Here is a 26,502-nt window from a genome sequence, read left to right as displayed (position 1 = left end):
TGTTATTCGTATCTGAGTCGCCGCTGGAAGTAGTACCGCGCGCCGATGCCGATGGCGTAGAAGGAGAGGACGACGAGCAACAGGATAAGCGCCGTCGCCCACCGGAAGCCGTCCGGATCGGAGACGTTGCTCCCGAGGCCGACGCCCGCGGTGATGAGGGCGTACAGCTGATACGGGAGCGCCGATGTCGCCTGCAGGAGTTCGGGGTTGGCGACGAACGGCGGCGATCCGGTGAACTCGAAGCCGCCGATGACGTCCACCGTCTGTCCGCCGGGGACGAACGTTCCGCCGGCCATCGTCAGTAGGATGGGTGCCGTTTCGCCCGCAATGCGGCCGACACCGAGGATGACCCCCGTGACGACGCCCGGAAGCGCGGCCGGGAGGACGACACTCCGGATCGTCTGCCACTTCGGCACGCCGAGCGCCGCGCTCGCGTCGCGGTACTCGTCGGGCACCGAGAGCATCGCCTCGCGGCTCGTGATGAGCACCAGCGGCAGGAGCATGAACCCGAGCGTGAGCATTCCGGCCAGCAACGACTTCCGGTTGCCGAGCCGCGGGACGAGGAAGGCGAACCCGAACAGCCCGAAGACGATGCTCGGCGTGCTCCAGAGGCCGTTGGTCGCCACTTCGACGGCCTGGGTGAACCGGCCGCGTTCGGCGTACTCCGTGAGGAAGACGGCCGCGCCGACGCCCAGCGGCACCGCGAACAGCACCGCGCCGACGACCAGCCAGACCGTTCCCACGATCGCAGGAAGGACCCCCTGGAAGTCGTTCAGGAGCGCGACGCCGTTCATCACGAACGGGACGGACACCGGCAACTCGAACGCCCCGAACACCTGCGGGCCGACGCCGGCGCCGACCTGGACGCCGTTGAGCAGGCCGGATATTCCCTGGACGACGACGAAGGCGATGAGGATAAACAGGAAGGCCACGATGGACAGCGCGTTGAGGTAGACGAGGACGTACGCGCCCATGTGTCGGCCGCGTGCGCCGAACCGGCCGTAGGCCTTCGCGGCGGCCCAGCCGCCGTAGAGGGCACAGAACAGCGTCGCGGCCGGGACGAGGAACTCGGCGGTGATCGAGGCCTGCTGTTCCCAGCCGAGTTCCCACAGCCACTCCGGACCGATCGTCCCGGTGAGGAAGACGGCGCCGACGAACGCGAGCAGAGCGCCGAGGGGCACCGTCGAGCCCACGTCCTCGCGGGGGACGGCGGTCCCGACGAACGCCAGGCCGCCGGCGAGGACGCCCCCGAAGACGCCGCCGGCGGTGCCGAGCCCGAGCGTCTGGGAGGCGACGCCGCCGCCGACGACGAGCCACGGCACCGCGGCGCCGAAGCCCGCGATCAGGCCGGCGCTCGCGTCGGGATCGGTCTCGACGTAGCCGACCCACGAGCCGAGACCGAAGACGGCCACCGCAACGCCGAGGCCGATCAACAGCCCACCGAGCAGCGTCACCGTCGGCAGGCCGGCGACGGTGCCGGTGAGACTCACCCACTCGAACATCGCCGCCACCGCGAGCGCGAACAGGATGGCCGAGAGGCCGACCGTCGCACCGGCGACCGCGTCGGTCGCCGTCGTCTCGCCCTCGACGAGCCGCGATCGGGTCGCGCCCGCCATCAGGCGCCACCCCCGAGCTTGCTACGCATCCGCCACTCGATGTACTGTGCGCCGATCGAGATGACGAGCACGGTGATAAAGAGGATCACGCCGGCGACGAACAGGGCGTCCATCTGGAGGCCGTCGGCCTCGCCGTAGTTGCGGGCGATGAGCGACGTGAGCGTCTCCTGGCCGTAGAAGACGTTCACCAGCGGCTCGGTGAGCCGCGGGACGCCACGCAACATGACCGTCGCGGCCATCGTCTCGCCGATGGCGCGTCCGACCCCGAGGAGGACCGCCGCGGAGACGCCCGAGAACGCCGCGGGCAGGGTGATCGAGGTCATGGTCTGCCAGTCGGTCGTTCCGACGGCGAGCGACCCGCTTTTCATCGACTCGGGGACGCTACTGAGGGCGTCCTCGGCGACGGAGACGACCGTCGGAAGCGCCATCAATCCGACGACGATGCCGACGAACAGGTAACTCCCTTGACCGACGGTCCGAAACTGGTCGGACGCCCACGGACTGAGGATGGTGAAGCCGATGAACCCGTAGACGATTGAGGGGATGCCGGCCAGAATCTCGACGCCCGGCTTGACGAACTCCCGGATGATGTCGGGGGCGATCTCCGAGAGAAAGAGCGCGGCGGCGACGCCCAGCGGCCCCGCGACCGCCGTCGCGACCACGGTCACCATCACCGTCCCGTGGATCATCGGCACCATCGAGTACCGGATCGGCGGCGACACCGCGTCCCAGTTGGGCTGGAGGAACAGCCGAAGCCCCGGCACGCTCACGCCGAACACGGTCGCGCTCTCGTAGTAGAGGACCGGGACCGACTCCCGAAAGATGAACACGATGATCAGCCCGAGGATCAACAGGGTCGAGACGGTCATCGTCAGCGTCAGTACCAGCGCCGTCTCCTCCTGGTGTCGCACCCAGCCGTACCCCGTCGCCGCGACGAACACGACGAACGGGAGGACGGTCAGGTTCGACACGGCGAGGAACCCGACGAAGGCCGCCAGCAGTGAGAGGGCGATGATCGAGACGACGACCAGCGCCGCGGGGTCGGTGTCGTCGACGAAATCACGAACCCGCCGGACCTGCTGTCCGGCGGCCGCGGTCAGTCGTTCGCTACGTGTTGCTGATGCCATGGTGCATGGGAGAGGTGTCTTGGGTTGGGCGATGTCATAGAAATGGACGGTCGGCGATGGTGGACGTCGAGCCGATCCGGAGTCCGCCGGATCAGGGCATGACGAGGTCTTCGGTGGCGAGCGCCGAGACCTTCTCTTTCATCGACTCCAGGTCGCTCGTCGGCAGCGGGATGTAGTTGTTCCCCTCGACGAAGACGGTCTGTCCGAACTCGTTGAGGAACATGTTGACGAACGCGGCCTCGCGCGCGTCGTAGCCGCCACCGTTGGGGTTGTCCTCCTCGATCAGCGTGTACATGTGGAGGTCGCGGTTGAGCGGGTAGTCGCTGTCGAAGATTGTGTTCTCCGCGTCGCGGTCCGGCTCGTAGAGCGTCCCCTCGAAGTCGATGCCGACGGGAACGACCGTCTCGCTGGTGAACGCCAGCGCCATGTACGCGATGGCGCCTTCGTTCTGCGAGACGGCCTGTGCGACCTGCTGGTTCTGCCCGAAGCGGGTGTCGACGCCCGGCATCGCCGCGTCGGCGCCGCCCAGCATGTTCAGGCGGAACGAGGTGTCCGTCCCGGAGCCCTCGGCGCGGCCGATGGCGTAGATCTCCTGGTCGTAGTCGATCCCGTCGATCTGACTCCAGTTGGTGATCTCGTCCTGGTAGATCCCGCGGACCTGCTCGCCGGTCAGTTGGGTGACGCCGGCGTCGATCACGTCCGAACTGACGACGACCGGCTGGCCGTCGCGGCCGACGACGTTGTCGACGACCGTGTTCTGGGCCTTCTCCTCGCTCCAGTCGAGTTCGGCCGTGATCGGCCCCGAGGAGTTGCCGATGTCGACCAGGCCTTCCGTGACGGCCTCACAGCCGGTCCCCGAGTGGCTCAGGCCGACCGTCGTCGGGAACGGCGGGCTGGAGCGCTGCTCGGTCGGCTCGAAGCCGAACTTCGAGGCGAAGTAGTCCGCGATGAGCATGTCCGGTTCGCCGAGCTGTTCCCAGCCCGGGACGGTGCTCTCCGAGTTCGACCCCCAGTACTCGCCGTCGCTCGGCGGTGCGTTGGAGTTCCAGTAGGAACTCCCCGTGTTCGAGATGGGGTAGACGGTCGAGGAGCCCTCGGCGTTGAGCAGCGAGGTGGCCGGGCTGTCGCCGTCGTCGGCAGCCGTCTCCGTACTCCCGCCCATGTCGGACGGGGTTTCGGTGGCAGTTGGGTCGGGGTCGGACTCGCCGTCGCCGCCGTCGCCCCCGTCGCCGCCCCCGCCCGACTGGCCGCCGCAGCCGGCCAGGCCGGCGATACCGACGGTCCCAGTCGTTGCAATGAACGTCCGCCGCGAAACGCGACCGGTTCGGTCTGAGTCGTCAGACATCACCTACACGTCCCGCGGATCCGGTAAAGATGGTTTATATGAGGGGTACCTGCCGTCCCCGTGTGAACCGGTAACGAACTGTCCACTATATACTCCGCAATAGTCGTCACCGCCGTCGAGACGGAAATTATAACGCCGCCTCGGCGAAACCAAGGGGTGTGACCGACCACGACGACACGCTCGACGGGCTGTCGCTGGATGCCGCCGTGGACGCCGTCGTCGCCCGGACCGGGGACGACCCCGACGCGGTTCGGGCGACGCTGCAACGGGTGACCGAGGAGGGTGAGGTGCGCCGCGACGCGGTCGACGACGCGCTCGCCCACGTCTCGAAGGTGGTGTCCACCCCCGAGACACGGGTTGAGAACGCCGGCATGCTGATCGACGACGCCCGCGAGGCCGCCACGGCGGTCGATCACCTCGACGGCGTCGCCGAACGACTCGACGACTTCGAGGAGCGGCACGCCGCGGTCGCATCCCGCGTCGACGACCTCGGTGACCGGCTCCAGTCCGTCGTCGCCCTCGCGGGCGAGTCGGACGCCATCTACGAGACTGCGGCGGAGATTCGTCGGCTCAACGCCGCGGCCAATTCTGCCCAGCACACGGCCGACGAACTCGGCGTCGACGCCGAGGAGTTCGAGGCGTGGGTCCGGACACCCGACCGTCGGCTGGACGCCCTCGACGACGACGCCGACGCGGTGGCGGAGTTCGTCGACGGCGTGGCGGGGACCCTCGACGCGCTGTCGGCGGGGGACGCGGACGTCGAGCCCGCGACCGTCCGGTTCGACGCCGCCCTCAGACACCGGGTCGCCCGGCTCCTGCTCGACGACCTCCGTGCCGAAGTCGAGGACCTCCGGGCCTGGCCCGACCCCGGCCCGGACGACGCCCACGGCGCCGTCGACGCCGAGGGTCTCGCCGCCCTCGACGACCGCCTCACGGAGCTCGGGGAGCGGTGGCGGTCGATCGACGACCGCTTCGACGAGGGACCGGCCACCGGGTGGCGGGACCGCTACGGCGACCGGGTGGCGGACTTCGAGGCCACACTCGACGGCCACGCTCCGCCGGTCGACTGGGGCGCCGTCGAGTCACTGCTCGGCGAGTACCGCCCGGAGACGGCCTGATCGGGGTCGCCGGCCCGAGCGACGCTCACCCCGCTCAGTCGACGCGGCCGGCCAGATCCAACGCCGCGTTCGCCAGCACGTTCGCCGACCGGTAGCAGTCCGACCAGCTCGTGAACTCGTCTTCGGTGTGGCTCTTGCCGTCCTCGCTGACGGAGAAGACCATCGCGGCGTCACAGACCGAGGCCGCGTGGGTGGCGTCGTGGCCGGCGCCGCTGACCATGCGTCGGCCGTCGTAGCCGAGGTGGTCGACGGCGTCGGCGACAGCCTCGACCGGGCGTTCGGAGAAGTCGACCGCCGGGGAGGCCATCGTGTGTTCGATTTCGTGCTCGACGCCCTCGCGGTCGGCCGCCGCGGCCACCTCCGCCTCCATCCGCGCGACGGCCGCGTCCAGGGTCGCCTCGTCCGGGTCTCGGATGTCCGTCGTGAACCGAACCGTCTCGGGAACGATGTTGACCGAGTCGGGCTGGACGGTCAGCGACCCGACCGTCGCGACGGTTCGTTCCCCGAGCGACCCGGGCAGCCGCCGGACGGCAGTCACCGCGTCCGAGGCCGCGACGAGCGCGTCGTTCCGGTAGTGCATCGGCGTCGTCCCCGAGTGGTTCGCCTGGCCGTGGAGGGTCACCTCGGCCCACCGAAGCCCGACGATGCCGGTGACGACCCCCACGTCCGCGCCGGTCTCCTCCAGAAACGGTCCCTGCTCGGGGTGGAGTTCGAGGTACGCGTGGTAGGGCTCGCGTGGCTCCGCTGGCTCGTCGCCGCGGTAGCCGATCCGCTCGAGTTCGTCGACCACTCGGTCGCCGTCGGCGTCGGTCTTCTCGTACTCCTCGTCGATGTCGTGTGCGCCGGCCCAAACGCCGCTGCCCTGCATCGCCGGCTGGAACCGCGACCCCTCCTCGTTGGTCCAGTTGACCACCTCGACCGGCCGGCGCGTCTCGATGCCGTAGTCGTCGAGCGTCCGGACGAACTCCAGGGCCCCGATCACGCCCAGCGGGCCGTCGTAGATGCCGCCGTATGGCTGGGAGTCGAGGTGCGAGCCGACGAGCACCGGCGCGGCGTCGGAGTCGGCTCCCGCCCGGCGGGCGAAGACGTTGCCGAAGGCGTCGACCCGGAGGTCGAGTCCGGCCCCGGTCGCGCGGTCGACGAACCAGTCACGCACCGCCGCGTCGGCGTCGGAGAGTGCGAGGCGGTGGAGCCCGCCGCCCGCCGTCCCGCCGATGGCCGCCTGTGCCTCCATCGTCTCCACGAGTCGGTCGCGATCGATGTCGATCGACATGTGTCGGGTCCCTTCGGGTGGCGGGGGCTTCGGTGTGGCGACCGAGTCCGGACGATCCACGAAACGCCTTAGGGCCCCGGTCCGAAGGGGGCGTATGGACGAGGCCGACGCCCACGCCGACCGCGAGTGGCGACTGATCCGCGAGGAGTCGTGGCCGGGGCCGATGAACATGGCCCTCGACGAGATCGCGGCGGAGACCGCCGCCGACGGCGGCCCCCGGACGCTCCGTATCTACCGGTGGGAGCCGAGTACGCTCTCGCTCGGCTACCACCAGGAGCCCGACACCGTCGACTGGGACTACTGCGCCGCCGAGGGGATCACCGTCACCCGGCGCCAGACCGGCGGCGGCGGCATCTACCACGACAGCCACGGCGACATCTCCTACACCATCGTCGCGCCGGCCGACGAACTCCCCGGGGACCTCGTGGAGTCCTACCGACTGCTCTGTGCGCCGATCCTCGATGCCTTCGACCGCCTCGGCGTCCCCGCTCGGTTCGCGGAGACGGGACGGCCGGCGATCCACGACCCCGCCTGCTACCTGCGAGAACTCCACCCCGCACACGACGTCGTCGTTCCGGGGACCGACGGGCCACGGAAGGTGAGCGGCAACGCCCAGCACCGGCGGAGCGACGCCGTCGTCCAGCACGGCTCGCTCACCTACGCGGTCCGGCCGGAGCGCCACCTCGACGTCTTCGCGGCCCCCGGCGTCGACGCGGCGACGTTCCGCGAGCGCGTGACGAGCATCGCGGAGCAGTCCGACGCCACGCGCGAGGAGGCGGTAGCGACCCTCGAGGCGGCGCTGCGTGAGTGGGCCGACGCCGAAGCGGGTGCGTGGACCGACGACGAACTAGCGCGGGCCCGCGAGCGCGCGGACTCGAAGTACGCGAGCGACGAGTGGACGAGACGGCGCCCGGGCGACCGCTAGAAGCCGAACGTCTCGGGGCCGGCAACGTCGAGTTCCTCGGTGATTGCCTCGTGGATCTCGTCGACCGGCGGCGTGTCGCGGGTGGGGTCGAGCCAGTGGTCGCCGACCCACCGGTATCGCACCGTCAGATCCGAATCGAGGAGGAAACAGGACCGGTGCGACCGGCGGGTGATCCCGAGGGCGCGGTAGGTGACGCCGAACGCGTCGGACAGTTCGAGGTCGGTGTCGGCAAAGAGTGGGAAGTTCAGCCCGAGGTAGTCGATGAAGCGGCGATGGAGGCCGGCACTCGACTTGCTGGCGCCGACCACCTGGACGTATTCGCCGCTGGAGAACCAGTCGAAATCGCGAAAGGAGCACCACTCGTCGACGCAATCAGGGCTGAAATCGGCCGTGTAGAAACTGAGCAACACCGGTCGGTCGGCCGTCAGCGTTCCGAGCGACGTCTCCTCGACCGTCCCGTCCGGACGGACGAGGGACGCCTCGACGTCGGGGACCGTCTCGCCCACCTCGATCGGCTCCGACCGTTTCATGGCTCCGGGTTCGACCGGCGGTGATAAAACCGTTCGGTCGCCGGTACGGGCGGCGGGCGGGTCGCGTCCGTCGATCGAGGAGGGAGATCAGGAAAGCACAGAGCGCTGCCCGCCGGATCCGAAGCGCCTTTGCTCGGTCCTCCCCTCCGTCCGGTATGCGAGTCGGAGCACACGTGTCCATCGCCGGCGGCATCGACAACGCGGTCGGCAACCAGCGGACGGTTGGCGGGAACTGCGGGCAGATCTTCACCCACTCCCCACAGGTCTGGCGGGATCCGGACGTCGGGGACGACGAGGCCGCGGCCTTCCGCGAGGACACCGCCGAACACCTCGACGGCCCGTGGGTGATCCACTCCTCGTATCTCGTCAACCTCTGTACGCCGAAGGCGGACCTGCGCGAGAAGTCGATCGACAGCATGCAACGCGAGGTCGACGCCGCCGAGAAACTCGGCATCGAGTACGTGAACGTCCACCTGGGCGCGCACACGGGCGCCGGGGTCGAGGGCGGCCTCGACAACGCCGTGAGCGCCCTCGACGAACTCGACGTGCCCGAGGGCGTGACCGTCCTCGTCGAGAGCGACGCCGGCAGCGGGACGAAACTGGGCGGCGATTTCGAACATCTGGCGACGGTCCTCGACGAGAGCAGCCACGACCTCGGAGTCTGTCTCGACACCGCGCACGCCTTCGCCGCGGGCTACGACCTCTCGACGCCCGACAGCGTCGACGACACCGTCGCCGAGTTCGACGAGGTGATCGGAATCGAGAACCTCCACTGCCTCCATCTCAACGACTCCAAGCACGCCTGCGGGACGAACAAGGACGAACACGCCCACGTCGGCGAGGGGCTGATCGGCGTCGACGGCATGCGCCGGATAGTCACCCATCCCGACCTGCGGGACCTCCCGTTCGTACTGGAGACGCCGACCGAGGACGGCAAGGACTTTGCCTGGAACATCGACCGCGTTCGTGACCTCCGGAACGGCGCGTAGGCCACACGTCTTTTCCGACGACCGGTCGTACGGCGCGACCGATGGACGATTCGGTCACCAGACGCGACGTACTGGCAGGCGTGGGCACAGCGGGCACGATCGGCATGCTCGGCACGGGACTCGTCGGTCGTGCCTGCGGCCAGTCGACGCCGGTGACCGTCGCCACCCGGAACTGCTATCTCGGCGCGGACCTCTTTCGACTGCTGGCGGCCGCGAAAGCAGGCGGCGACGCTCTCCGGACGGCGGTGAGCGACCTCGTGACGGCGGTGGATCGGAGCCATCCCGGGGCGCGGATGGGGGCCATCGCGGACGAACTCGCCCGGACCGCACCGGCGCTGGTCGGGATTCAAGAGGCGGCGCTGGTCCGGACGGGCGATCCGGGTGGCGGGACGACGCCGACCGCGGCGCGGGTCCGCTACGACTTCCGCGATCTCCTGCTGTCGGCGCTCGACTCGCGTGGGCCGACCTACCGCGTCGTCGCCGCGACCGAGAACGCGGATTTCGAACTCCCGGCGACCGTCGACGGCGAGCGCCGCGCGGTGCGTCTGACCGACCACGACCTGCTGCTCGCACGCGAGGACGTGACGACCGGGGATCCGGACACCGGCTCCTTCGACGCGACGCTCTCGCTGACTCAGGACGACCGGACGATCAGGATCGACCGCGGCTACGGCGTCGTCGACGCGACTGTCGGGGGGCGATCACTCACCGTCTGTAACACCCATCTCGAATCCGCGGCGGCGGGGACGCGAACCGCGCAGGCGGCCGAACTCCGGGACCTGCTCGCCGACCGGGCGGACCCGGTCGTTCTCGTCGGCGACCTGAACAGCGGGCCGGGAGCGTCGACGGCGGCCTACGACCGTCTCACGGCCTCGTTCGACGACGTTGCCGGGACGGCGGGCGGCACTTGCTGTCACGCCGCCGACCTGCGGAACGCCGACCCCTCGCTCGACTCGCGGATCGACCACGTGTTCGTCCGTGGGGCACTGCGGGCGAGCGACGTGACGCGGATCGGGGCCGCCCCGGACGCCCGGATCGCGGCGGACGGCGAGCACCTCTGGCCGTCGGATCACGCGGGCGTGGTAGCGACGCTGGTACCCGAGGAGCGGACGGCCACGGCGACCCCCACGCAGACCCCGCGGTCGACGGCGACGCCCACGCGGACCCGGACCCGAACCCCCACGGCTGGGTCCGGACCGGGTTTCGGCGTGGCAGCGGCAGTCGCCGCCTTCCTCGGCGGGGGCCTCGCCGCACGGGGCGACGACGACTGACTTTTGGGGCCGGGCGAGGTAGGGCCGGCGTGCGCAGATTCTCGGCCGACTACCTCAGGCGGACACGGCGGGGGCTCTGGGCCTCCCGCGAGGCCCTCGGCGTCCTCGACCTGCCGTCCCGGGACCGGATACTCGACGTGGGCTGTGGCACGGGCGAACTCACCCGCGTCCTCGCCGAGGAGTCCGACGGCGAGGTGGTCGGCGTCGACGCCGACCCCGCGTTGCTGTCGGTGGCCCAGGAGGAGGCGGGGCGTCCGGTCGTCGCGGGCGACGCGACGCGCCTTCCCGTCCGTGACGACGCGGTCGACCTCGTGACCTGCCAGGCGTTGCTCGTGAACCTGCCCGACCCCCCCGCCGCGATCCGGGAGTTCCGGCGTGTCGCAACCGGCCACGTGGCCGCCATCGAACCCGACAACGCCGACGTGTCGGTCGAATCGACGGTCGGCCGCGAGGTCGACCTCGAGAGTCGGGTTCGCGAGGCCTACTTGACGGGCGTCGGGACGGACGTGGCGCTCGGCGACCGGACGGTCGCGGCGTTCGAAGCCGCCGGCCTCGTCGACATCCGGACCCGACGACACTACCACCGGAAGGTGATCGAACCGCCGTACGACGAAGGGGATCTGCGGGACGCGACGCGGAAAGCGACCGGTGCGGGGCTCGCCGATCACGAGACGGAACTCCGGCGCGCGGTCGGCGACGAGTACGACGACCTCCGGGCGGCGTGGCGGGAGATGGGCCGGACGGTGATCGAGTCGATGCAAGCGGGAACGTATCGCCGAGCCGAGGTGGTGCCGTTCGACGTGACCGTCGGTCGGGTGCCCGTAAGCGAGGGTTGAAACCCGGTGGGAGAGCCAGGGTCTCCGTGTCCTGACAGTCGCCGCGGAACGGATCGCGGTCGCGTGACGCCCCCGTTCCGCGGACTCGAGCGGTGTCGCCCGTTCGCCATCACACCACGTCGCCACGGACCGTCCGCCCCGTCGCCGCGGCGCGGCGCTCACGCACCGCGTGGGCGGCCTCCGCGGCGTCCGCCTCGTCCAGCCCGAGCATCTCTAAGGCGCCCGAGAGCGTCGGGAAGGCGATTTCACCGCCGCGAAGCTTCGCCAGCGCCTCGTCGTCGCGCTGCCCGTCGGCCCAGAGGCAGACGCCGCGAGGGTCGAGAATCTCTTCGTACGCCCCGCGGGCCATCGCCCCCTTCAGCCGCTGGGTGACGTTGTCCGAGAAGGAGGCGTTGCACACCTCCAGGTGGATCGGTTCGTCGTCGTCGACGAGGTGAGCCGCGAGACAGCGCTCGGGCGCCGCGTGGCCGCTATCGTTCGCCCGGAGATGTTCGGGATGCGCGTCGGCCCAGTCGGCGTCGACGGTCTTGCCGATCCCCGCGATGCCGTATCGCTCCTCGAACGCGGCTTCGCGGTCGGCGTCGCCACGCATGAGGAGGTCCTTGGTGACGTAGACGTCGAGGCGGTCGAGGGGGTCCAGCCCGAGGGCCACGTCGCCGTACACCCACACCTCGCGGACGGGGACGGGGAGGTGGACGCCGGCGTCGGACGACGCCCGTTCCACGATATCGACGATCTCCGCAGCCCGGTCGAGGGCGGCGTCTCGGTCCATCACCCGTGGTTACGCGTCGGCCCGCAAAACGGTTGTCCAACGAAACCGTCATACGCGCCGCCGGGCAAGGGGCCACCGATGGACTGTGACCGGTGTGGCCGCGACGCGGTGATGCACGCGGCTTACTCAGGGGCGCACCTCTGTGGCGAACACGTCCGCGCCTCGGTCGAGAAACGAGTGCGACGCCGGATCCGGGAGGACGACCTCCTGCCCGCCGACGCCTCGCCCGAGAACCCACAGACGTGGGTGATCGGCCTCTCGGGCGGGAAAGACAGCGTCGTCCTGACGCACGTCTTGGACGAGACGTTCGGCCGCGACCCGCGCGTCGAGTTGATCGCCCTCTCGATCCACGAGGGGATCGAGGGCTACCGCGACGAGAGCCTCGACGCCTGCCGTGCCCTGACGGCGGATCGGGGCCTGCGTCACGAAGTGGTGTCCTACGCCGACGAACTCGGGGTTCGCATGGACGACGTGGTCGAGACTGACCCGGAGAACATGGCGGCCTGTGCGTACTGTGGCGTGTTCCGTCGGGACCTGCTGGAGTCGTACGCCGAGGACCTCGACGCCGACAAACTCCTGACGGGCCACAACCTCGACGACGAAGCCCAGACGGCACTGATGAACTTCTTCGAGGGAGATCTAAAGCAGATGGCCAAACACTTCGACGCGAGTCTCGGCCCCTTCGACCGCCGTGCTGCGAGTAGTCACTTCGTCCCGCGCGCAAAACCCCTGCGCGACGTGCCCGAAAAGGAGGTTGCGCTGTACGCCCACCTCGCGGACCTTCCGGCGCACATCACGGAGTGTCCGCACGCGAGCGAGGCCTACCGCGGCGAGATCCGGCAACTCCTACTCGACATGGAGGCGGACCACCCGGGGACCAGACACTCGATCATGGCGGGCTACGAGGAACTCGCGGAACTGGCAGCCGAGCGCTACCGCGGGGCCGACGAGGGCGACGCCCTCGGTGACTGCGAGCGCTGTGGCTCGTCCACGGGCGGTCGAATCTGCCGGAAGTGTCGGCTGATCGAGTCGATCGAGGCGGTGTAGACGACACCGTCGCCGGCGACGGCGGCAAGGCGGTAGAAAAGTCCGTTCGCGACCTACCGGATCACGTCGACGCCGTTACGCTGGTCGACCTGATCGCGGCCGCCGTCCGACCAGGATGCCTGGTCCTGGCCGACGTTCTCGCTCGCGTCGAATTCCGAAACGTCCTCGCCGTTGAGACTGCGGCGGGACTTCTCCGCCTGCCGCTGGGTCGACGGACCGAGCACCTGAGCGCTCTGGACGCCGGTCATGATGGCCATGACCCGCACCTTGCCCTTGTACTCCTCCTGGATGCGGGCGCCCCAGATGACGTTGGCGCTCGCCTCCAGGCGCTCGGTGATGTTGTTGGCGATCCCCTCGGCCTCCTTCAGCGTGAGGTCGGGGCCGCCGGTGATGTGGACGAGTCCACCCGACGCACCGCGGTAGTCGACGTCGAGCAGTGGGTGGTTCATCGCGTCGCTCACCACCTCTTGGGTCTTGTTCTTGTCCTGTGTCTCGCCGACGAGCATCACCGCGACGCCGCCCTGGTTCATGATCGTGGACATGTCCGCGTAGTCCAGATTGATGAGCGAGGGCTGGGTGATGGTCTCGCTGATGCCCTTGACCGTCTCGGCGATGATCTGGTCCATCACCGAGAAGGCCTTGCCGATCGGCAGGTTCGGGACGTAATCGAGCAGGCGGTTGTTGTCGAGGACGATGATCGAGTCGGCCTCGCCGCGGAGTTTCTCGAGTCCCTCCTCGGCTTTGACCGTGCGGGCGCGCTCGACGTTGAACGGCGTCGACACCATCCCGACGACGATTGCACCCTGCTCCTTGGCGATCTTCGAGACGACGGGCGCGGCGCCGGTACCGGTACCGCCGCCCATCCCGGCGGTGACGAAGACGAGGTCGGCCTCGCCGAGAACCTCCTTGATCGTCCCCTGAGCCATCTCGGTCGCGCGTTCGCCCATCGAGGGATCGCCACCGGCACCCAGCCCCTGCGTGAGCGACTTGCCGACGAGGATCTTCGTGTCGGCCTCGATCATCTTCAGATGCTGTTTGTCGGTGTTGATCGCGACCGTCTCGGCGCCGTCGACGCCGATGTTGTACAGCCGATTGACCGTGTTGTTGCCGGCACCGCCGGCACCGACGATGACGATGCGCGGGTCGCCGAAGTCGTCACCGTCGTCGGCGTCGCGTTGCTCGGCTTCCTCGCGTTCGATCGCATCCTGGACGAATCCCTGCATCGTCACACCTTCGCCCAACTGCGGTTGCGCTTGCGGTTGTCGTCACGGGACTCGCTCTGTTCGTTGAGCATCTCGCGGACTGCCGAGCGGATGGCCTCGCTTCGGTTCGGGAACTCCCCCGTCTCGACCATCTGTTCGACCTCCTCGATCTGCTGCTTCGGAATTCGTAGTGTCACACGCTCCATGTTTGCATTCCCCCGGTAAGACGGAAGGGGCAGCACCCCGCGTACTGTCTTACACGCTCGAACCGCCCGACGGAGGCGTTCTCCCTCCGGTCCGCCCGAGCTGTAAGACGACCGTCTTACGCGGACGTACCAACAGACCAATACCTTATAAAACTAACGGCCATTGTAAGACAGTCGGTGAAACCGACGTAAACACCGCTTTCAGGCCAGCTACGCGCGATCGAGCACGTCTGCTGCCGGAGTGCGACGACCGCAACTCGGACAGAACGCCCAGTCCGACCGGATCTCGTCGCCGCAGTCACAGAACACGCGGTGGGCACCCTTCTCCCCACAGTTCGGGCAGTAAACGTGTCCAGCGGACATCTCCTCGCCACATTGGGAACACGTTTTACGCGACGTATTCGGCCCGTCGGCCGCGTTTTCGCGTGACGTCTTACGCGATGACGACTCGGGTTCGTTTTCGACGGACACGTCCGACGAATCGACGTTTGCACCGTCCAGTGTGACGTTTACGTTGATCTCTGGCGGTTCGCGCGGTGCAAACACGTGTTCCGCGAGGAGCGTCTCCAGCAGGTCCGACTGGCGCCCGCTCGTCTCTGGAGAGCCGGATTGCTCACGCTCCGCCCCGTCGAGGTACGTGCGCAGTGCGTCGCGCATCACCTCGCTTTTGGAGGCGTCGAACTCCTCCAGACGCTCGACGAGGTCGTCGTCGGCGCGGAACGTGATCTTGCTCATCGTTCTCCCGCACGGGCCCGGGTCATTTCAAACCTTCGTGCGTGTCTGACGGCTGTCTGTCAGCCGTCGGCGGTCGCGGCGAGGCGGACCCGCTCGGCACCCAACCACCGTGCCCAGCGGCCGAACAGCCAACTGTTCAGGCCGTACGCCTCGTCGACGTCCCGCACCCACGCGTCGTCGGAAAAGAGCAGGCGCTGGAACCGACGGACCCGCGTCGACAACGTCCGACGCGACCCGGCGTAGTGGGCGAGGGTCTCCGCTCGTGCCCGGGACAGGAACACCCGCGGAACGGTGATCCCGTCCGCGTCCGCGGCGTGAGCGAACCACTCGAGGTGGGTGACGGCCGCCGCGAGGACGAACCGCTCGCGGAACCCCGTCACCCTCGCGAGCGGCGACCGTCCCTCGACGAAGACGTCTCGCGGGCGCGAGAACCGCGGCAGCGTGACGGTCAGGTCCGTCGCCCTCGCCACCTCGCGGGCGATCGCCCGGAGCCGGCGCCGGAGGACGTGGGCCGCCGGCCGGAGTCCGAGGTCGTACCACGCCGGCATCCACGCACAGAACGGTTCGGTGAAGACGGCGTCGCCGACGAGGACGCCGACGACCGACGCGGCCTCGCGGCGCGACAGGGCGGCGGGGTCCGACCGGAGCGTGGCGGTCACGGCCGTCCCGTCCACGGCGTCGACGCCGTCGAAGCCCATCCCCGCCGCGACCCGGCGGGTGTAGGCCCGGCCGGCCGCGTACCAGTCGGCCGCGTCGGCCGGCGAATCGATGCCGAGGAGTCGGACGACGGTCACGCCACCCCGTTCGGGGCCGACGACCTAACCCTTGCCGACCGCGACGGTCAAGTGCCTCCGCCCCCACCCTTCGTCCGACCGTGACGGACGTCGCCTGCTCGTTCGACCTCTTCGGAACGCTCGTGACGGCGGCGACGCCGTCGAACCCCGCCGCCGCCGTCGCCGCGGAGCTCCGCGACCGGGACGTCGCCGTCCCCGACGACTGGGCCGACGCCTACCGCACGTCCCACCTGGACGTGCCGACGGCCGCGGAGGTTCCCCTCCCGGCCCACGTCGCCGCCGCGCTCCGGAGCCGCGGTGTGACGGCGTCGGACGGCGTCGTCAGACGCGCCGTCGTCGCCGCCTTCGATCCCGACGTGACCCGCCGCGAGGGGGTTGCGGCGGCGCTCGCGGCCGCCCGGGATCGCGGGCCCGTGGGCCTGTGTTCGAACTGTAGCGTCCCCGAACTCGTCCCGCGGACGCTCGTTCGCGCCGACCTCCGGGGGACGTTCGACGCCGTCGTCACCAGCGCGGCCTGTGGCTTCCGGAAACCCCACCCGCGACCCTTCGAGACGGTGGCGGCCGACCTCGGGGTCGACCCCGCGGCGCTCGTCCACGTCGGCGACGACCCCGAAGCCGACGGCGGGGTCGATACCCTCGGCGGCACCTTCGTCGACGTCGCCGAGACGCCGCTGTCGGCCCTCGGCGACCGGCTGACCGTCCCGGAGGAGCCGTGACGCCCGCCGCCGCCGGAAGCGTCGCCCTCGCCGCGGGGCTCGACCGCCTCGTCGCCGAACCGCCCGGGTCACTTCACCCGGTCGCGTGGCTGGGACGGGCGCTCGGCCCGCTGGATCGGCCGTGGTCCCGGCCGCGCCTCGTCGGCGCCGCCATGGCGCTCGCCGTCCCCCTCGTCGCCGCCGCCGTCGCCGCCGGGGGCGTCGCCCTCGCCGCCCGCGTCGATCCGTTCGGTGGCGCCGCCGTCGCCGGCCTCGTCTGTTTCGTCTGTACCAGCCGCCGGATGTTGCTCGACGAGGCACGGGCCGTCGTCGCCGCGAGCGAACGCGACCTCCCGGCGGCACGGGAGCGCCTCCGTGCGCTCGCCGGCCGCGACGCCGACGACCTGACCGCGGGCGAGGTGCGGAGCGCCGCCGTCGAGAGCGCGGCCGAGAACCTCGCCGACGGCCTCGTCGCGCCGCTCGCCGGCTTCGCCCTCCTCGCACCCACGTCCCTCCCGCTCGCGGCCGCGGCCGCGGCGTGGATCAAGGCCGTCAACACGCTCGACTCGACGTTCGGCTACCGCTCGAACCCGATGGGCTGGGCGCCCGCCCGCCTCGACGACGTGGTGATGTGGGCGCCCGCGCGGGCGACCGCTGGCCTCCTCGCACTCGCCGGGGGCGCGCCGGGAGCGGTCCGGAGCGCCCGACTGCACGCGCGTGCGCCGGACTCCCCCAACTCGGGGTGGCCGATGGCGACGATCGCGACCCTGCTCGGAGTCCGCCTGGAGAAGCCGGGAGCGTACCGGCTGGACGGCGGCCCCGCTCTCCCGACGCGTACGGACGCCGAGCGCGGCGTCGAGGTCGTCGGCCGCGCGGGGTGGCTGACCTTCGGCCTGGCCGGGGTGGTCGCGCTGTGCTGACGGCGGTTCGTGGGGCGCTCGCCTTCCTCACCCGCCTGCCCGTCGGCAGCGACGGGGCCGCGTGGGACGCCTTCCGGGCCACGCCCGCCGCGTTCGTCGTCGCGGGCTACGTCGTCGGCGGCCTCGCGGCCCTGCCGCTGCTCGCCCCGGTCCCGGTGTCGACCGCCGTCGCGGGCTACCTCGTGGCCCTCTATCTCGTGACCGGGGTGACCCACGCCGACGGCCTCGCCGACTGTGGCGACGCGGCCGCGGCCCACGGCGCGGCCGCCGACCGACGCGAGATCCTGCGAGATTCCCGAACCGGCGTCGGCGGCGCGCTGGCGCTGGGGGTGGCGCTGGTCGCCCTCGCGCTCGGCGGCCTCGGCGCGGCCGGCGCCGGCCCCCGTGTCTCCGTCCGCCTCGTCCTCGCCGCGGAGGTGAGCGCCAAGGCCGGCATGGCGGCGCTCGCGGCGCTCGGCGATCCCGGCCACGAGGGGCTGGGGTCGGCGGTCGTCGGCGAGGCCTCGGGCGCCGCCCTGCTCCCCGCCGTCGCCGTCGCGGTGCCCGCGGCCCTCGCCGCCCCGTCCGGGAGCGGCCCGGCCCTGCTCGCGGCGCTCCTCGCGGGGCCCGCGGTTGCGCTCCTCGTCGGTCGGTGGGCGACCGCCCGCCTCGGCGGCGTCACCGGCGACGCGTTCGGCGCGGCGAACGAACTCGGACGGATCGCGGCGCTCCACGCCGGGGTGATCGCATGGACGCTCTGGTGATGTGTGGCGGGGCGGGGACGCGCCTCGGCGGCGACGTGGAGAAGCCGCTCGTCGCGGTCGGCGGGACGCCGATGGTCGACCGGGTGTGTGCGGCGCTCGCGGCGAGTCGGGTCGGGACAGTCCACGCGGCCGTCTCGTCGCGGGCGCCCGCCACGCGCGACCACCTGCGGTCGGCGGACGTCCACGTCGTCGAGACGCCCGGCGAGGGCTACGTCGCGGACCTGACCGCCGCGCTCGACCGGATCGGCCGGCCGGCGCTGACCGTCGCCGCCGACCTCCCGCTGTTGACCGCCGAGACCGTGAACCCCGTCCTCGACGCCGGCAGCGGGTCGATCACGGTCGCGGTGCCGGTCGCCCTGAAGCGGCGGTTAGGCGTGAGCGTCGACACGGCGTTCGATCACGGCGGGCGGCGTCTGGCGCCGACCGGCGTCAACGTCGTCGCCGCGGGAACCGACGACGACATATACGAACGCGACGACCCACGACTCGCCGTGAACGTGAATCGTCCCCCGGACCTGCGGGTCGCGGAGGCGCGTTCGTGACCCGCGTCGTCCTCGTCGCGGGCACGACCGCGACGGCCCGCATCGACGGGCTGAGCGCCGCGGGTGCCGACCCCGACCTTCGGGTCCACACCCCGAGCGCCGACGCGGAACTGATCGAGTACGGCCACCTGGTCCGCGCGCCGGTCGTCCCCGTGAGTCCGACGGGCTGTCCGACGCCCGCGGCCGTCACCCGCGCGGTCCGCGAGCGGGTCGGGTTCGAGACGCTCGTCGTCGACGGCGGCCTCGCCAAACCCACCGGGGCGCCGACGGTCGGCGTCGGCGCGAACCCCGGCCGCGACGTGCGGGAGCCCGACCCGGTGCCGACCGCGCCGGGGGCGTGGACGGCCGCCCGCGACCTCGGCCGGACCCTCCCCGACGACGAACTCGTGATCGGGGAGACGATCCCCGGCGGCACCACGACCGCGTTGGCGGTCCATCGCGCATTGGGCGTCGACGCCGCCGTCTCCTCGTCGCTCCCGGAGAACCCGCTGGACCTGAAAGCGGAGGTGGTCGAGGCGGCGTTCGAGGCGAGCGACCTCGACCCGGGCGAGGCCGCGTACCGCCCGGAACTCGCCGTCCGCTTTGTCGGCGATCCGGTGCTCGCGGTCGTCGCCGGCCTGACCGCCGGCGCCCTGGAGTCGGGGACCGAAGTGATCCTCGGCGGCGGGACACAGATGCTCGCCGCCGCGGCGCTGGTGCGACACGCCGGCGTCGCGGCCCCCCTGACGATCGCGTCGACGCGGTACGTCGCCGACGACGCCGACCTGTCGGCGGTGGCCGCCGACCTGGACTGCGGGACGATCGTCACCGATCCGGGCTTCGGCGACCGCGACGGGCCACTCGCGCGATACGCCGACGGCGAGGCCAAGGAGGGGGCGGGGATGGGCGGGGCGCTCCTGTTGGCCGAGCGGGCGGGCGTCCTCGATGCCGTCGGGGACGGAACGCTTGAGGTAGTCGAGCGTCTTAGCGCGTCGCATGGATCCTGAAGCCGTCGCCGACGTGGGGCGGGTGCCCCACGGCGGGACGACGGACGACGACCTCCTCGATTTCAGCGCCAACACGAATCCGGAGCGCCCGGACGGCGTCGCGAGCGTCTACGAGGCGGCCTACGGGGCGGCGACGCGCTACCCGAGCGACGACTACGACGCGTTCCGGACCGCCGCGGGCGAGTACCTGGAGTGTGAGCCGCGGTCGGTCGTGCCGACGGCTGGCGGGAGCGAGGCCCTGCGTCTCGCAGTCGAGGTGACACTCGACGCCGGCGACGACGCCCTCCTCCCCCGGCCGAGCTTCGGCGAGTACGAACGCGAGGTGCGCCTCCAAGGGGCCGAGCCGACGTTCGTCGCCCACGACCGCCTCCTCCGGACCGACCCCGGTCCCTACGACCTGGTCGTCGTCTGCAACCCGAACAATCCGACCGGCGACGCCTACCCGCGGCCGGCCCTCCGAACGTACGCCGAATCGTGTCGGGACTCAGATACTTTCCTGTTGGTCGACGAGGCGTTCCTCGATTTCACCGATCATCGGACGCTCGCGGGCGAACCTGGCGTCGTCGTCGCGCGCTCGCTGACCAAGATGTTCGGACTGCCCGGCCTCCGGGCGGGGATGGCCGTGGCGACGGGCGACCTGCACGAGCGTCTCGACGCCGCACGCCCGGCCTGGGGGCTCTCCACCCCCGCGGCCGACGTGGGCACGTACTGCCTCCGGCAGACGGGGTTCGTCGCCGAGACGCGAGAGCGAGTGCGCCGCGAGCGGGAGCGACTGACCGACGCCCTCGACCCCGCGTACGACGTGTGGCCCTCGTCGGCCCCCTTCCTCCTCCTCGGCGTGGGCGACCGGACGGTCGCGGACGTGATCGACGACGCGCGCCGGGACGGGATCGTCCTCCGGGACGCGACCACGTTCCGTGACCTCGACTCCCACGTCCGGGTCGCGGTCCGGCGGCCGGCCGAGAACGACCGCCTCGTCGACGCCCTGCTGTCGTGAGCGTCTTCGAGCCCACCGTCTGCGACGGGGTATGCCGACTCGCCCGCCCGGGGACGCGCTGGCTCTCGACCGGCCACGGCGGCGGCGAGCGGGTCGCCCCCGCGGCGTACAACGTGACGGTCCCCGAGGGGTGGGAGCGGACGGACCTCGACGCCTACGTCGGGGAGCGCCTCGACGCCGCGGGTTTCGACGCCGAGGCGACCGGCCCGGTGCTGTTGACCGGCGTCGACCAGCGCCACGCCCGCCGGGCGCGACTGGGGACGGTCGAGGCCGTCGCGACGGCGGGCGTCTCGAACCCCGCGGCGCTGCCGGTCGGGGAGCCAGCGCGGCCGGCGGTCGACGCGGACGGCGACGCTCCCGACCCCGACGCCGAGACCCCTCACGACCCCGGCACGGTGAACGTCCTCGTCGGGACGACCCGCTCGCTCGCGCCGGGCGCGCTCGCGAACCTGTCGACCGTCGCGGCGGAGGCGAAGGCGGCGACGCTGCTCGAACGGGTCGGCGTCCCGGGCACGACCACCGACGCCGTCGTCGCCGCCTGTGATCCGACGGGCGACGTGGCCGCCTTCTCCGGGAGCGCGACGCCCGTCGGGGCGGCCGCCCGCGCCTGCGTCCGCGACGCCGTCGACGCGAGTCTCGCCTCGCGCTACCCCGAGGGCGAGTACGGTCCGCCCGATTCCGGCGTCCGGACCGACGAGCGGGCGGCGGTGTCGGCGCTCGCACCCGACCATTGAAGGGAGCCACGGGCCGATCCGGAGCATGAGCGACGACACCGACCGACGGATCGAGGCGCGGGCGCCCGAGGAGTTCGGCCTCGTACAGGCGTGGTGGGGTGACGGGAAGGGGAAGACGACGGCCGCCCTCGGCATGGGGTTTCGCGCCGCCGGCCACGGCTACCGCGTCCACCTGCTCCAGTTCATGAAGGGTGGCGCCGCGAGCGTCGAGGACGTGCGCGGCGAGTACGCGGCCATCTCGCAGATCGCGGGCTTCTCGTACGAACACACGGGGCACTACGGGTGGCACGGCTTCGCCGACGGGAGCGACGACGACGACCACGCCGCGAAGGCCCGCGGCGGCCTCGAACGCGCCCGTGACCTGCTCGACGCCGCCGAGACGGCCGACCTCACCGGACCGCTCCCGCTCGACGGTGACCCCGAGGACGGCGTCCACATGCTGCTCCTCGACGAGGTGCTGTACGCGGCCAACCGCGGCCTGATCGACCCCGAGGCGGTCGCCGACCTCGCCGCGTCGAAACCCGAGAATCTGGAACTCGTCTGCACGGGCGGGCACGAGCGACCGACGTATCTCACGGACCACGCGGACCTGGTGAGCGAGGTTCGCAAGGAGCGCCACCCCATCGACGCCGGACAGCGCGCTCGGAAGGGAACGGAGTTCTGAGGGCCGGCCGAGGACGTTTTGCGGAGCGGTCCCTAGGGAGGCCATGACGCGGCGCCCGCAGTCGAGCGTTCGCGACCGTCTCGACGCCCTCGATCCCGCCGCCCGGACCGACCTCGTCGCGGCGGTGTACGAGGCACGGGGGTGGGAGACCGACCGCGTCGAGGGGGCGGTCCTGGCGACGCCACCCGGGGAGGAGGAACCACGACGACTCGTGCCGGCGACCCGTCCGGCCGTCGCCCGGGCGGACGCCGACGGGGTCGTCGACGCCGCCGACCTCCGCGAACTGCTCCGGTACGCCGTCGGCCCCGAGGAGCGCGGGGCCCTGTGTCGGCGCTTCTTCGACCGCGAGCCATCCGAACTGGACGACTGGGAGGGGCGCGAGGACGGCACGGCGAGCCACGACGGCGGGACCGACGACGACCGGAGCGCGGACGACGAACGCGCGGTGGAGACCGGCCGGGGGCGAACGCCGGAGCGGCCGACCGCCACCGCGGACGGGACGCGGGAGTCGGCCGCGGTCCCCGACCGTCGCTCGACCGCCGATGGCGACGACGGGCGGGGACCGCGCCGGTGGCTCGCCGTCGGACTGGTCGCCCTCCTCGTCGTCGGGGGCGCGGTCGCAGTCGCGGTCGATACTGGCGTCGACCCGTCGCTCGCCGGCGGCGACGGATCGCCCGGGCCGGCGCCGACCGCGACGGCGCCCGAGGACGGTCGGACCGGGAACGACACCGAGGACGGTCAGCCGGCGGTGATGGAGCGACAGGGACTTCCCTTCGCGCCGGGGGGTCGCCACGTCTCCGACGTCCGGGGGCCTTTCCCGCCCGGCGCCGACGCCGGCGGCGTCGAGAACGCGTCGGCGCTCGCCGACGCCCACGAAGCCGCGCTGTCGAACCGCTCCTACCGGCTCGCGGTCGATCACCGGGAGTACGTCGACGGGCGGCCGACCGGCCGCGTCCGGGAGCGTTCGATCGTCGCGGGGTCGACCCGCTACCGGTCCAGCGTCGTGATCGTCGGACGGCTCCGGACCGAACCGCGGGCGGTCGCGGACGCCTCGTCGTACGCCGACGGAGGGATCCGGTACAGGCGTCTGGGGGGCGAGATGGACGTCGGCGACTCGGCAACTCACACCACGACGCAGGAGGGGGTGGACTGGGTCGAGGGGTCCGGCTGGCGGAGTAGCGCACTGCCGGCCGACCGCGACCGGTTCGCTCGCCGAACCGCCGCCACTCTGGAACGACTCCTCGACGGGAGCGAGACGTCCGTCGTCGGCGAGTTCGAGCGCGAGGGGCGGACACACCTCTGGATCGCCGTCGACCCCGACCCGACGACGGACGCGGCGGGGAGCGTCCTCGTCGACGATCGGGGACTGGTCCACGGACTCCACTACGAGTACGTCCCGCCGAACGCGTCGGCACGGGTGGTCGTCACGATACACGTCACCCCGACCCCGGACGTGCGCGTGTCCCCGCCGGCGTGGGTCGACCGCGACGACGGGTGACGGGCCGAAGCGTTTTGCACCGCTACCCGTATTGACAGGTATGACGTCCGCGCCGGGACCGGCGTTCCGCGACCACCTCGAAACCCTCGATCGCGAGACGTTCGCGGCCTTCGTCGCGGCTGTGTACGAGGCCCGAGGGTGGACGGTCGAACGCACGGACGACGGACTGGCGGCGACACAGCCACGAGGGGAGCGGGCACGTCGACTCGTGATCCGCGACGCCGGGGACGACACCGCCGAGGACGCGACCGTCGTCGACGCCGCATCGCTCCACCGGATGGTCGCCTACGCCCTCGGGCCCGACGAACGGGCGCGCCTGTGTCGGGAGTTCCTCGACCGGGAGCCCGGATCGTTCGAGGGAGTGGCGATCGGCGGAGCGACCGACGGGGAGCGAGGTCGGAACGGAGACGGAGACGGAGACGGGGAGTCGGGCGGCGGAGCGCCCGACGCCGGCGGCGGAGACGGCCCGACGGCGGGTCGGGAGCGCGCGGCGCAGGGCCACGACGCCGGACGGGCGGTCGACGACGGGGACGCCCGCGGCGGGTCGGAGACGGCCGCCGGTGACGGTGCCGCGCGGACCGGCGGGCAGGGCGACGCGACGGACGACGGACGACCCGATCGACGGGCGTGGCTCGGACGGGCGACCCTGCTCGGGATCGTCCTCTCGCTGGCCGTCGGGGGCGCGGTGACGGCCATCGGCGGGGGCGGCGTGGGGGCGGCGGCGACGGCCGTCCTCGATGGAGGCGGGGACGGCAACGTGACGCGGGCGGAAAACGGGACGGTGTGGCCGCGCGGCGTCAACTCGACCGGCGTCACGGACGCGTCGGCGCTCGCCGACGCCCACGAGGCCGCGCTGTCGAATCGGTCCTATCGCCTCCGACTCACCTACCGCGAGTTCGACGACGGGAAACTGCGCGGCGTCGCCTACGAGCGGGCGGCCGTCGCGTCGCGGGATCGGTACCGGTCGCGGGTGGGCCGCCTCGGGACGGTCGAACACGACGCGCTGGTGATCGCGAGGGGCCCGCGATACGCGAACGGAACGAGGGCGTACGTCCGGACGGAGAGCGGGGTTCGGTCGCACACCGACGTCCGATCGCCGGTGGCGTCGTCGCCGGCCGACGCCGACGGGTTTGTCGACCGGACGGAACAGATCGTGCGCTGGTATCTCAGCACGAAGGACTCGCGGATCGTCAAGCGCGTCGAACGCAACGGCACGACGTTCTACCGGATCGCCTTCAGGGGTGATCCGTGGCCGGCGTCGCGGAACGTGACGGGGTGGGCTCGCGTCGACGAGAACGGGGTGGTCCACGAACTCCACCGCGAGTACACGCCGTCGTCGTCGCCGACGGTGCGGATCGAAGTCACGCTCAGGATCAGCCCCGGGCCGGTGACGGTGACGCGGCCGGCGTGGGCGCCGCCCGAGTCGACGAACGCGACGGCGGCGACGGCGGAGCGCGACGGTCGGCGCCGAGTCGCCGCGGGGTGACGATCCACGGCCGGTGACCGAACGTTTAACCGGGGAGACGCGCAACTCGACGCCGATGGTGGAGGCGTTCGCCGTGGCGAGCGGCAAGGGCGGGACGGGGAAGACGACGAGCACCCTCGCGCTCGGCATGGCGCTCGCCGAGGACCACGACGTGACCGTGGTGGACGCGGACACGGGCATGGCGAACCTGCTCTTTCACGCCGGCCTCGACGACGCGCCGGTGACGCTGCACGACCTGTTGATCGAGGGCGAAGGGGCCGCCGTCTCCGAGGCGGTGTACGAGCGCTTCGGGATGAAGGTCGTTCCCTGCGGGACGAGTCTGGCGGCGTTCGAGGCGGCGGACCCGGAGCGACTGCGGAGCGTGGTGGCGGAACTGGCTGCCGACACCGACGTGCTCCTGTTGGACTCTCCGGCGGCGCTGGGCTCGAAGAGTGCCGTGCTGCCGGTCGTGCTCGCCGACCGGACGGTGATCGTCCTCCAGCCGACGATTCCCGCGCTCTCGGACGGACTCAAGGTACAGGAGTACGCGCGGTCGTACGGCACGGAGACCGCGGGGACGCTGTTCAACCGCGTCCGCGACGACGAGGGGATCGAACGGGTAGCAGAGCGGGCCGAGCGCTATTTTGGCGGCGAGACGGTGGGGGTGGTGCCCGAGAGCGACGCCGCACGCTCGGCCCGCGCGGCCGGGAAACCGCTGTTGGCACACGCACCGGACGCGCCCGCGGCGCGGGCCTTCCGCGAGGCGGCGAGCCGACTCGACGTTCGCGACGGGGCGAGTGGGGACGTGGCCGACCGCTTCCGGAGCGCGGTCGTCCCGGACGAGGTGTAACGATGCGTGGACGTCGACACCGGAACCCATGAGGATTCCCCGTGGCGACCTGCTCCGGTCGCGCGTCGTCGACGATCCGGGGACGACGCTGGCGACCGCGCTCGATCGGCGGCTGACCGGGTACGCCGTCTTCGAACCGCAGGACACCCTCCTGCTCGACGACGAGACTCGTGCCGTCGTCACCTTCGAGGACGGCGTCCCCACCCTCGCGTACTGTCCCGACACCGATCGGGGTGGGGCGGACGCCCTCGGCGACGTGACGGGGCCGGGACCGTACAGCGTCGACCTCTACGAACTCGATCGGGCGGCGTTGGCGGAGGCCCACGAGGCCGACGACCTCCGGATCCCGCCGGGACTGCCCGCGGAACGGCTGACCGACGATCGCGATCTCGTGAGGCGGACGCGGGAGGTCGCCCCCGACGAACGCCTCGGGAACGAGGGGACGGACGCGGTGGCGGCGTTCCTCGAGGACGAGGCGGGAATCGAGGCCATCCGCGAACGGGCGCGCGAGGAGGCCCGCACCCGGGCCGAGGAGTGGGGACTGACCGACGCCCTCGACGACTGAGCGAGGGGGGCGCGCCGGCCCGCCGTCGACGACGGCGGTCTCCGGGGATGCGGGACC

The 26,502-nt window shown here is 71.6% G+C and carries 28 protein-coding genes; 18 read left to right on the top strand and 10 right to left on the bottom strand.

The features are described from left to right. Positions 1 to 2: 2 nt before the first annotated feature. The 3 genes from pstA to NBT82_RS18365 all read right to left on the bottom strand — a co-directional run bounded on the left by pstA (position 3) and on the right by NBT82_RS18365 (position 4,088). A complete protein-coding gene (pstA, locus tag NBT82_RS18375) occupies positions 3 to 1,616 on the bottom strand; it encodes a phosphate ABC transporter permease PstA (protein WP_251329540.1) in 1,614 nt (537 codons plus the stop codon). Further along, positions 1,616 to 2,743 (bottom strand): phosphate ABC transporter permease subunit PstC, encoded by a 1,128-nt coding sequence (gene pstC, locus NBT82_RS18370; protein ID WP_251329539.1) that lies wholly within the window; start codon positions 2,741 to 2,743, stop codon positions 1,616 to 1,618. The genes pstA and pstC overlap by 1 nt, the downstream gene beginning before the upstream one ends. Positions 2,744 to 2,834: 91 nt before the next feature. After that, the gene (locus NBT82_RS18365; protein WP_251329538.1) at positions 2,835 to 4,088 is read right to left on the bottom strand and encodes a PstS family phosphate ABC transporter substrate-binding protein; all 1,254 of its coding nucleotides are present in this window, start codon (positions 4,086 to 4,088) and stop codon (positions 2,835 to 2,837) included. Between the two features lie 158 nt (positions 4,089 to 4,246). Between NBT82_RS18365 and NBT82_RS18360 the strand changes: the two genes are divergently transcribed. Next, positions 4,247 to 5,206, top strand: coding sequence for a halo transducer protein (locus NBT82_RS18360; protein ID WP_251329537.1), 960 nt, complete (start codon positions 4,247 to 4,249; stop codon positions 5,204 to 5,206). Between the two features lie 34 nt (positions 5,207 to 5,240). On the opposite strand, the gene NBT82_RS18355 is transcribed toward NBT82_RS18360, so the two are convergent. Then, positions 5,241 to 6,479: a Zn-dependent hydrolase gene (locus NBT82_RS18355; RefSeq protein ID WP_251329536.1), complete on the bottom strand. Its 1,239-nt coding sequence runs from the start codon at positions 6,477 to 6,479 to the stop codon at positions 5,241 to 5,243. 94 nt (positions 6,480 to 6,573) lie between these two features. Between NBT82_RS18355 and NBT82_RS18350 the strand changes: the two genes are divergently transcribed. Continuing rightward, positions 6,574 to 7,404: a lipoate--protein ligase family protein gene (locus NBT82_RS18350; protein WP_251329535.1), complete on the top strand. Its 831-nt coding sequence runs from the start codon at positions 6,574 to 6,576 to the stop codon at positions 7,402 to 7,404. Here the strand turns inward: NBT82_RS18350 and NBT82_RS18345 are convergent. Further along, positions 7,401 to 7,934, bottom strand: a complete 534-nt coding sequence (locus NBT82_RS18345) for a redoxin domain-containing protein (protein WP_251329534.1) — start codon at positions 7,932 to 7,934, stop codon at positions 7,401 to 7,403. The genes NBT82_RS18350 and NBT82_RS18345 overlap by 4 nt on opposite strands. A gap of 155 nt (positions 7,935 to 8,089) precedes the next feature. Here NBT82_RS18345 and NBT82_RS18340 point away from each other — a divergent pair, with 155 nt between their 5' ends. Genes NBT82_RS18340 through NBT82_RS18330 form a run of 3 tightly spaced genes read left to right on the top strand, consistent with a single transcriptional unit; the run spans position 8,090 to position 11,030 of the window. Continuing rightward, positions 8,090 to 8,923, top strand: coding sequence for a deoxyribonuclease IV (locus NBT82_RS18340; RefSeq protein ID WP_251329533.1), 834 nt, complete (start codon positions 8,090 to 8,092; stop codon positions 8,921 to 8,923). Positions 8,924 to 8,964: 41 nt separating this feature from the next. After that, the gene (locus NBT82_RS18335; RefSeq protein ID WP_251329532.1) at positions 8,965 to 10,194 is read left to right on the top strand and encodes an endonuclease/exonuclease/phosphatase family protein; all 1,230 of its coding nucleotides are present in this window, start codon (positions 8,965 to 8,967) and stop codon (positions 10,192 to 10,194) included. A 29-nt stretch (positions 10,195 to 10,223) separates the two neighbouring features. Beyond that, positions 10,224 to 11,030, top strand: a complete 807-nt coding sequence (locus NBT82_RS18330) for a class I SAM-dependent methyltransferase (RefSeq protein WP_251329531.1) — start codon at positions 10,224 to 10,226, stop codon at positions 11,028 to 11,030. A gap of 109 nt (positions 11,031 to 11,139) precedes the next feature. Here the strand turns inward: NBT82_RS18330 and NBT82_RS18325 are convergent, their stop codons facing one another. After that, positions 11,140 to 11,802, bottom strand: coding sequence for a DUF7095 family protein (locus NBT82_RS18325; protein ID WP_251329530.1), 663 nt, complete (start codon positions 11,800 to 11,802; stop codon positions 11,140 to 11,142). A 78-nt stretch (positions 11,803 to 11,880) separates the two neighbouring features. Between NBT82_RS18325 and ncsA the strand changes: the two genes are divergently transcribed. After that, entirely contained in the window at positions 11,881 to 12,849 is a 969-nt protein-coding gene (gene ncsA / locus NBT82_RS18320; protein ID WP_251329529.1) for a tRNA 2-thiolation protein NcsA, read from the top strand. 53 nt (positions 12,850 to 12,902) lie between these two features. On the opposite strand, the gene ftsZ is transcribed toward ncsA, so the two are convergent. The 4 genes from ftsZ to NBT82_RS18300 all read right to left on the bottom strand — a co-directional run bounded on the left by ftsZ (position 12,903) and on the right by NBT82_RS18300 (position 15,786). Next, positions 12,903 to 14,072: a cell division protein FtsZ gene (gene ftsZ, locus NBT82_RS18315; protein ID WP_251329528.1), complete on the bottom strand. Its 1,170-nt coding sequence runs from the start codon at positions 14,070 to 14,072 to the stop codon at positions 12,903 to 12,905. 2 nt (positions 14,073 to 14,074) lie between these two features. Continuing rightward, positions 14,075 to 14,257 carry a ribbon-helix-helix domain-containing protein gene (locus NBT82_RS18310; RefSeq protein ID WP_049935276.1) on the bottom strand — a complete coding sequence of 61 codons (183 nt, stop codon included), beginning with the start codon at positions 14,255 to 14,257 and terminating at the stop codon, positions 14,075 to 14,077. Positions 14,258 to 14,467: 210 nt separating this feature from the next. Then, entirely contained in the window at positions 14,468 to 14,992 is a 525-nt protein-coding gene (locus NBT82_RS18305) for a double zinc ribbon domain-containing protein (RefSeq protein WP_251329527.1), read from the bottom strand. A 59-nt stretch (positions 14,993 to 15,051) separates the two neighbouring features. Continuing rightward, the gene (locus NBT82_RS18300; protein ID WP_251329526.1) at positions 15,052 to 15,786 is read right to left on the bottom strand and encodes a DUF8116 family protein; all 735 of its coding nucleotides are present in this window, start codon (positions 15,784 to 15,786) and stop codon (positions 15,052 to 15,054) included. Between the two features lie 80 nt (positions 15,787 to 15,866). Here NBT82_RS18300 and NBT82_RS18295 point away from each other — a divergent pair, with 80 nt between their 5' ends. From NBT82_RS18295 to NBT82_RS18240, 12 genes are read left to right on the top strand one after another with little or no spacing between them, the layout of a single operon-like run. After that, on the top strand, positions 15,867 to 16,502 hold the full coding sequence (locus NBT82_RS18295; RefSeq protein WP_251329525.1) for an HAD family hydrolase: 636 nt from the start codon (positions 15,867 to 15,869) through the stop codon (positions 16,500 to 16,502). Then, positions 16,499 to 17,401 carry an adenosylcobinamide-phosphate synthase CbiB gene (cbiB, locus tag NBT82_RS18290; protein WP_251329524.1) on the top strand — a complete coding sequence of 301 codons (903 nt, stop codon included), beginning with the start codon at positions 16,499 to 16,501 and terminating at the stop codon, positions 17,399 to 17,401. Before NBT82_RS18295 ends, cbiB begins: the two co-directional genes overlap by 4 nt. After that, the gene (gene cobS / locus NBT82_RS18285) at positions 17,395 to 18,144 is read left to right on the top strand and encodes an adenosylcobinamide-GDP ribazoletransferase (RefSeq protein ID WP_251329523.1); all 750 of its coding nucleotides are present in this window, start codon (positions 17,395 to 17,397) and stop codon (positions 18,142 to 18,144) included. Before cbiB ends, cobS begins: the two co-directional genes overlap by 7 nt. After that, the gene (locus NBT82_RS18280) at positions 18,144 to 18,686 is read left to right on the top strand and encodes an NTP transferase domain-containing protein (protein ID WP_345780703.1); all 543 of its coding nucleotides are present in this window, start codon (positions 18,144 to 18,146) and stop codon (positions 18,684 to 18,686) included. The genes cobS and NBT82_RS18280 overlap by 1 nt, the downstream gene beginning before the upstream one ends. Beyond that, complete coding sequence (locus NBT82_RS18275; RefSeq protein ID WP_251329521.1) at positions 18,683 to 19,672, top strand: nicotinate-nucleotide--dimethylbenzimidazole phosphoribosyltransferase; 990 nt, start codon at positions 18,683 to 18,685, stop codon at positions 19,670 to 19,672. The genes NBT82_RS18280 and NBT82_RS18275 overlap by 4 nt, the downstream gene beginning before the upstream one ends. Beyond that, positions 19,662 to 20,669 (top strand): aminotransferase class I/II-fold pyridoxal phosphate-dependent enzyme, encoded by a 1,008-nt coding sequence (locus NBT82_RS18270; protein ID WP_251329520.1) that lies wholly within the window; start codon positions 19,662 to 19,664, stop codon positions 20,667 to 20,669. The genes NBT82_RS18275 and NBT82_RS18270 overlap by 11 nt, the downstream gene beginning before the upstream one ends. Continuing rightward, complete coding sequence (locus NBT82_RS18265; protein ID WP_251329519.1) at positions 20,666 to 21,403, top strand: adenosylcobinamide amidohydrolase; 738 nt, start codon at positions 20,666 to 20,668, stop codon at positions 21,401 to 21,403. Before NBT82_RS18270 ends, NBT82_RS18265 begins: the two co-directional genes overlap by 4 nt. A gap of 25 nt (positions 21,404 to 21,428) precedes the next feature. Continuing rightward, positions 21,429 to 22,067 (top strand): cob(I)yrinic acid a,c-diamide adenosyltransferase, encoded by a 639-nt coding sequence (locus tag NBT82_RS18260; RefSeq protein ID WP_251329518.1) that lies wholly within the window; start codon positions 21,429 to 21,431, stop codon positions 22,065 to 22,067. 43 nt (positions 22,068 to 22,110) lie between these two features. Further along, positions 22,111 to 23,565, top strand: a complete 1,455-nt coding sequence (locus NBT82_RS18255) for a hypothetical protein (RefSeq protein WP_251329517.1) — start codon at positions 22,111 to 22,113, stop codon at positions 23,563 to 23,565. Positions 23,566 to 23,605: 40 nt separating this feature from the next. Continuing rightward, positions 23,606 to 25,051: a hypothetical protein gene (locus NBT82_RS18250; protein ID WP_251329516.1), complete on the top strand. Its 1,446-nt coding sequence runs from the start codon at positions 23,606 to 23,608 to the stop codon at positions 25,049 to 25,051. 55 nt (positions 25,052 to 25,106) lie between these two features. Further along, a complete protein-coding gene (locus tag NBT82_RS18245; RefSeq protein WP_251329515.1) occupies positions 25,107 to 25,880 on the top strand; it encodes a nucleotide-binding protein in 774 nt (257 codons plus the stop codon). 28 nt (positions 25,881 to 25,908) lie between these two features. Continuing rightward, positions 25,909 to 26,445: a DUF8054 family protein gene (locus NBT82_RS18240; RefSeq protein ID WP_251329514.1), complete on the top strand. Its 537-nt coding sequence runs from the start codon at positions 25,909 to 25,911 to the stop codon at positions 26,443 to 26,445. The last annotated feature ends 57 nt before the right edge of the window (positions 26,446 to 26,502 follow it).

The sequence above is a fragment of the Haloplanus sp. HW8-1 genome (genome assembly GCF_023703795.1).
GTDB lineage: Archaea > Halobacteriota > Halobacteria > Halobacteriales > Haloferacaceae > Haloplanus > Haloplanus pelagicus.
Note: the sequence above shows the minus strand (reverse complement) of the source record. Positions and strands in the feature narration are given on the sequence as shown.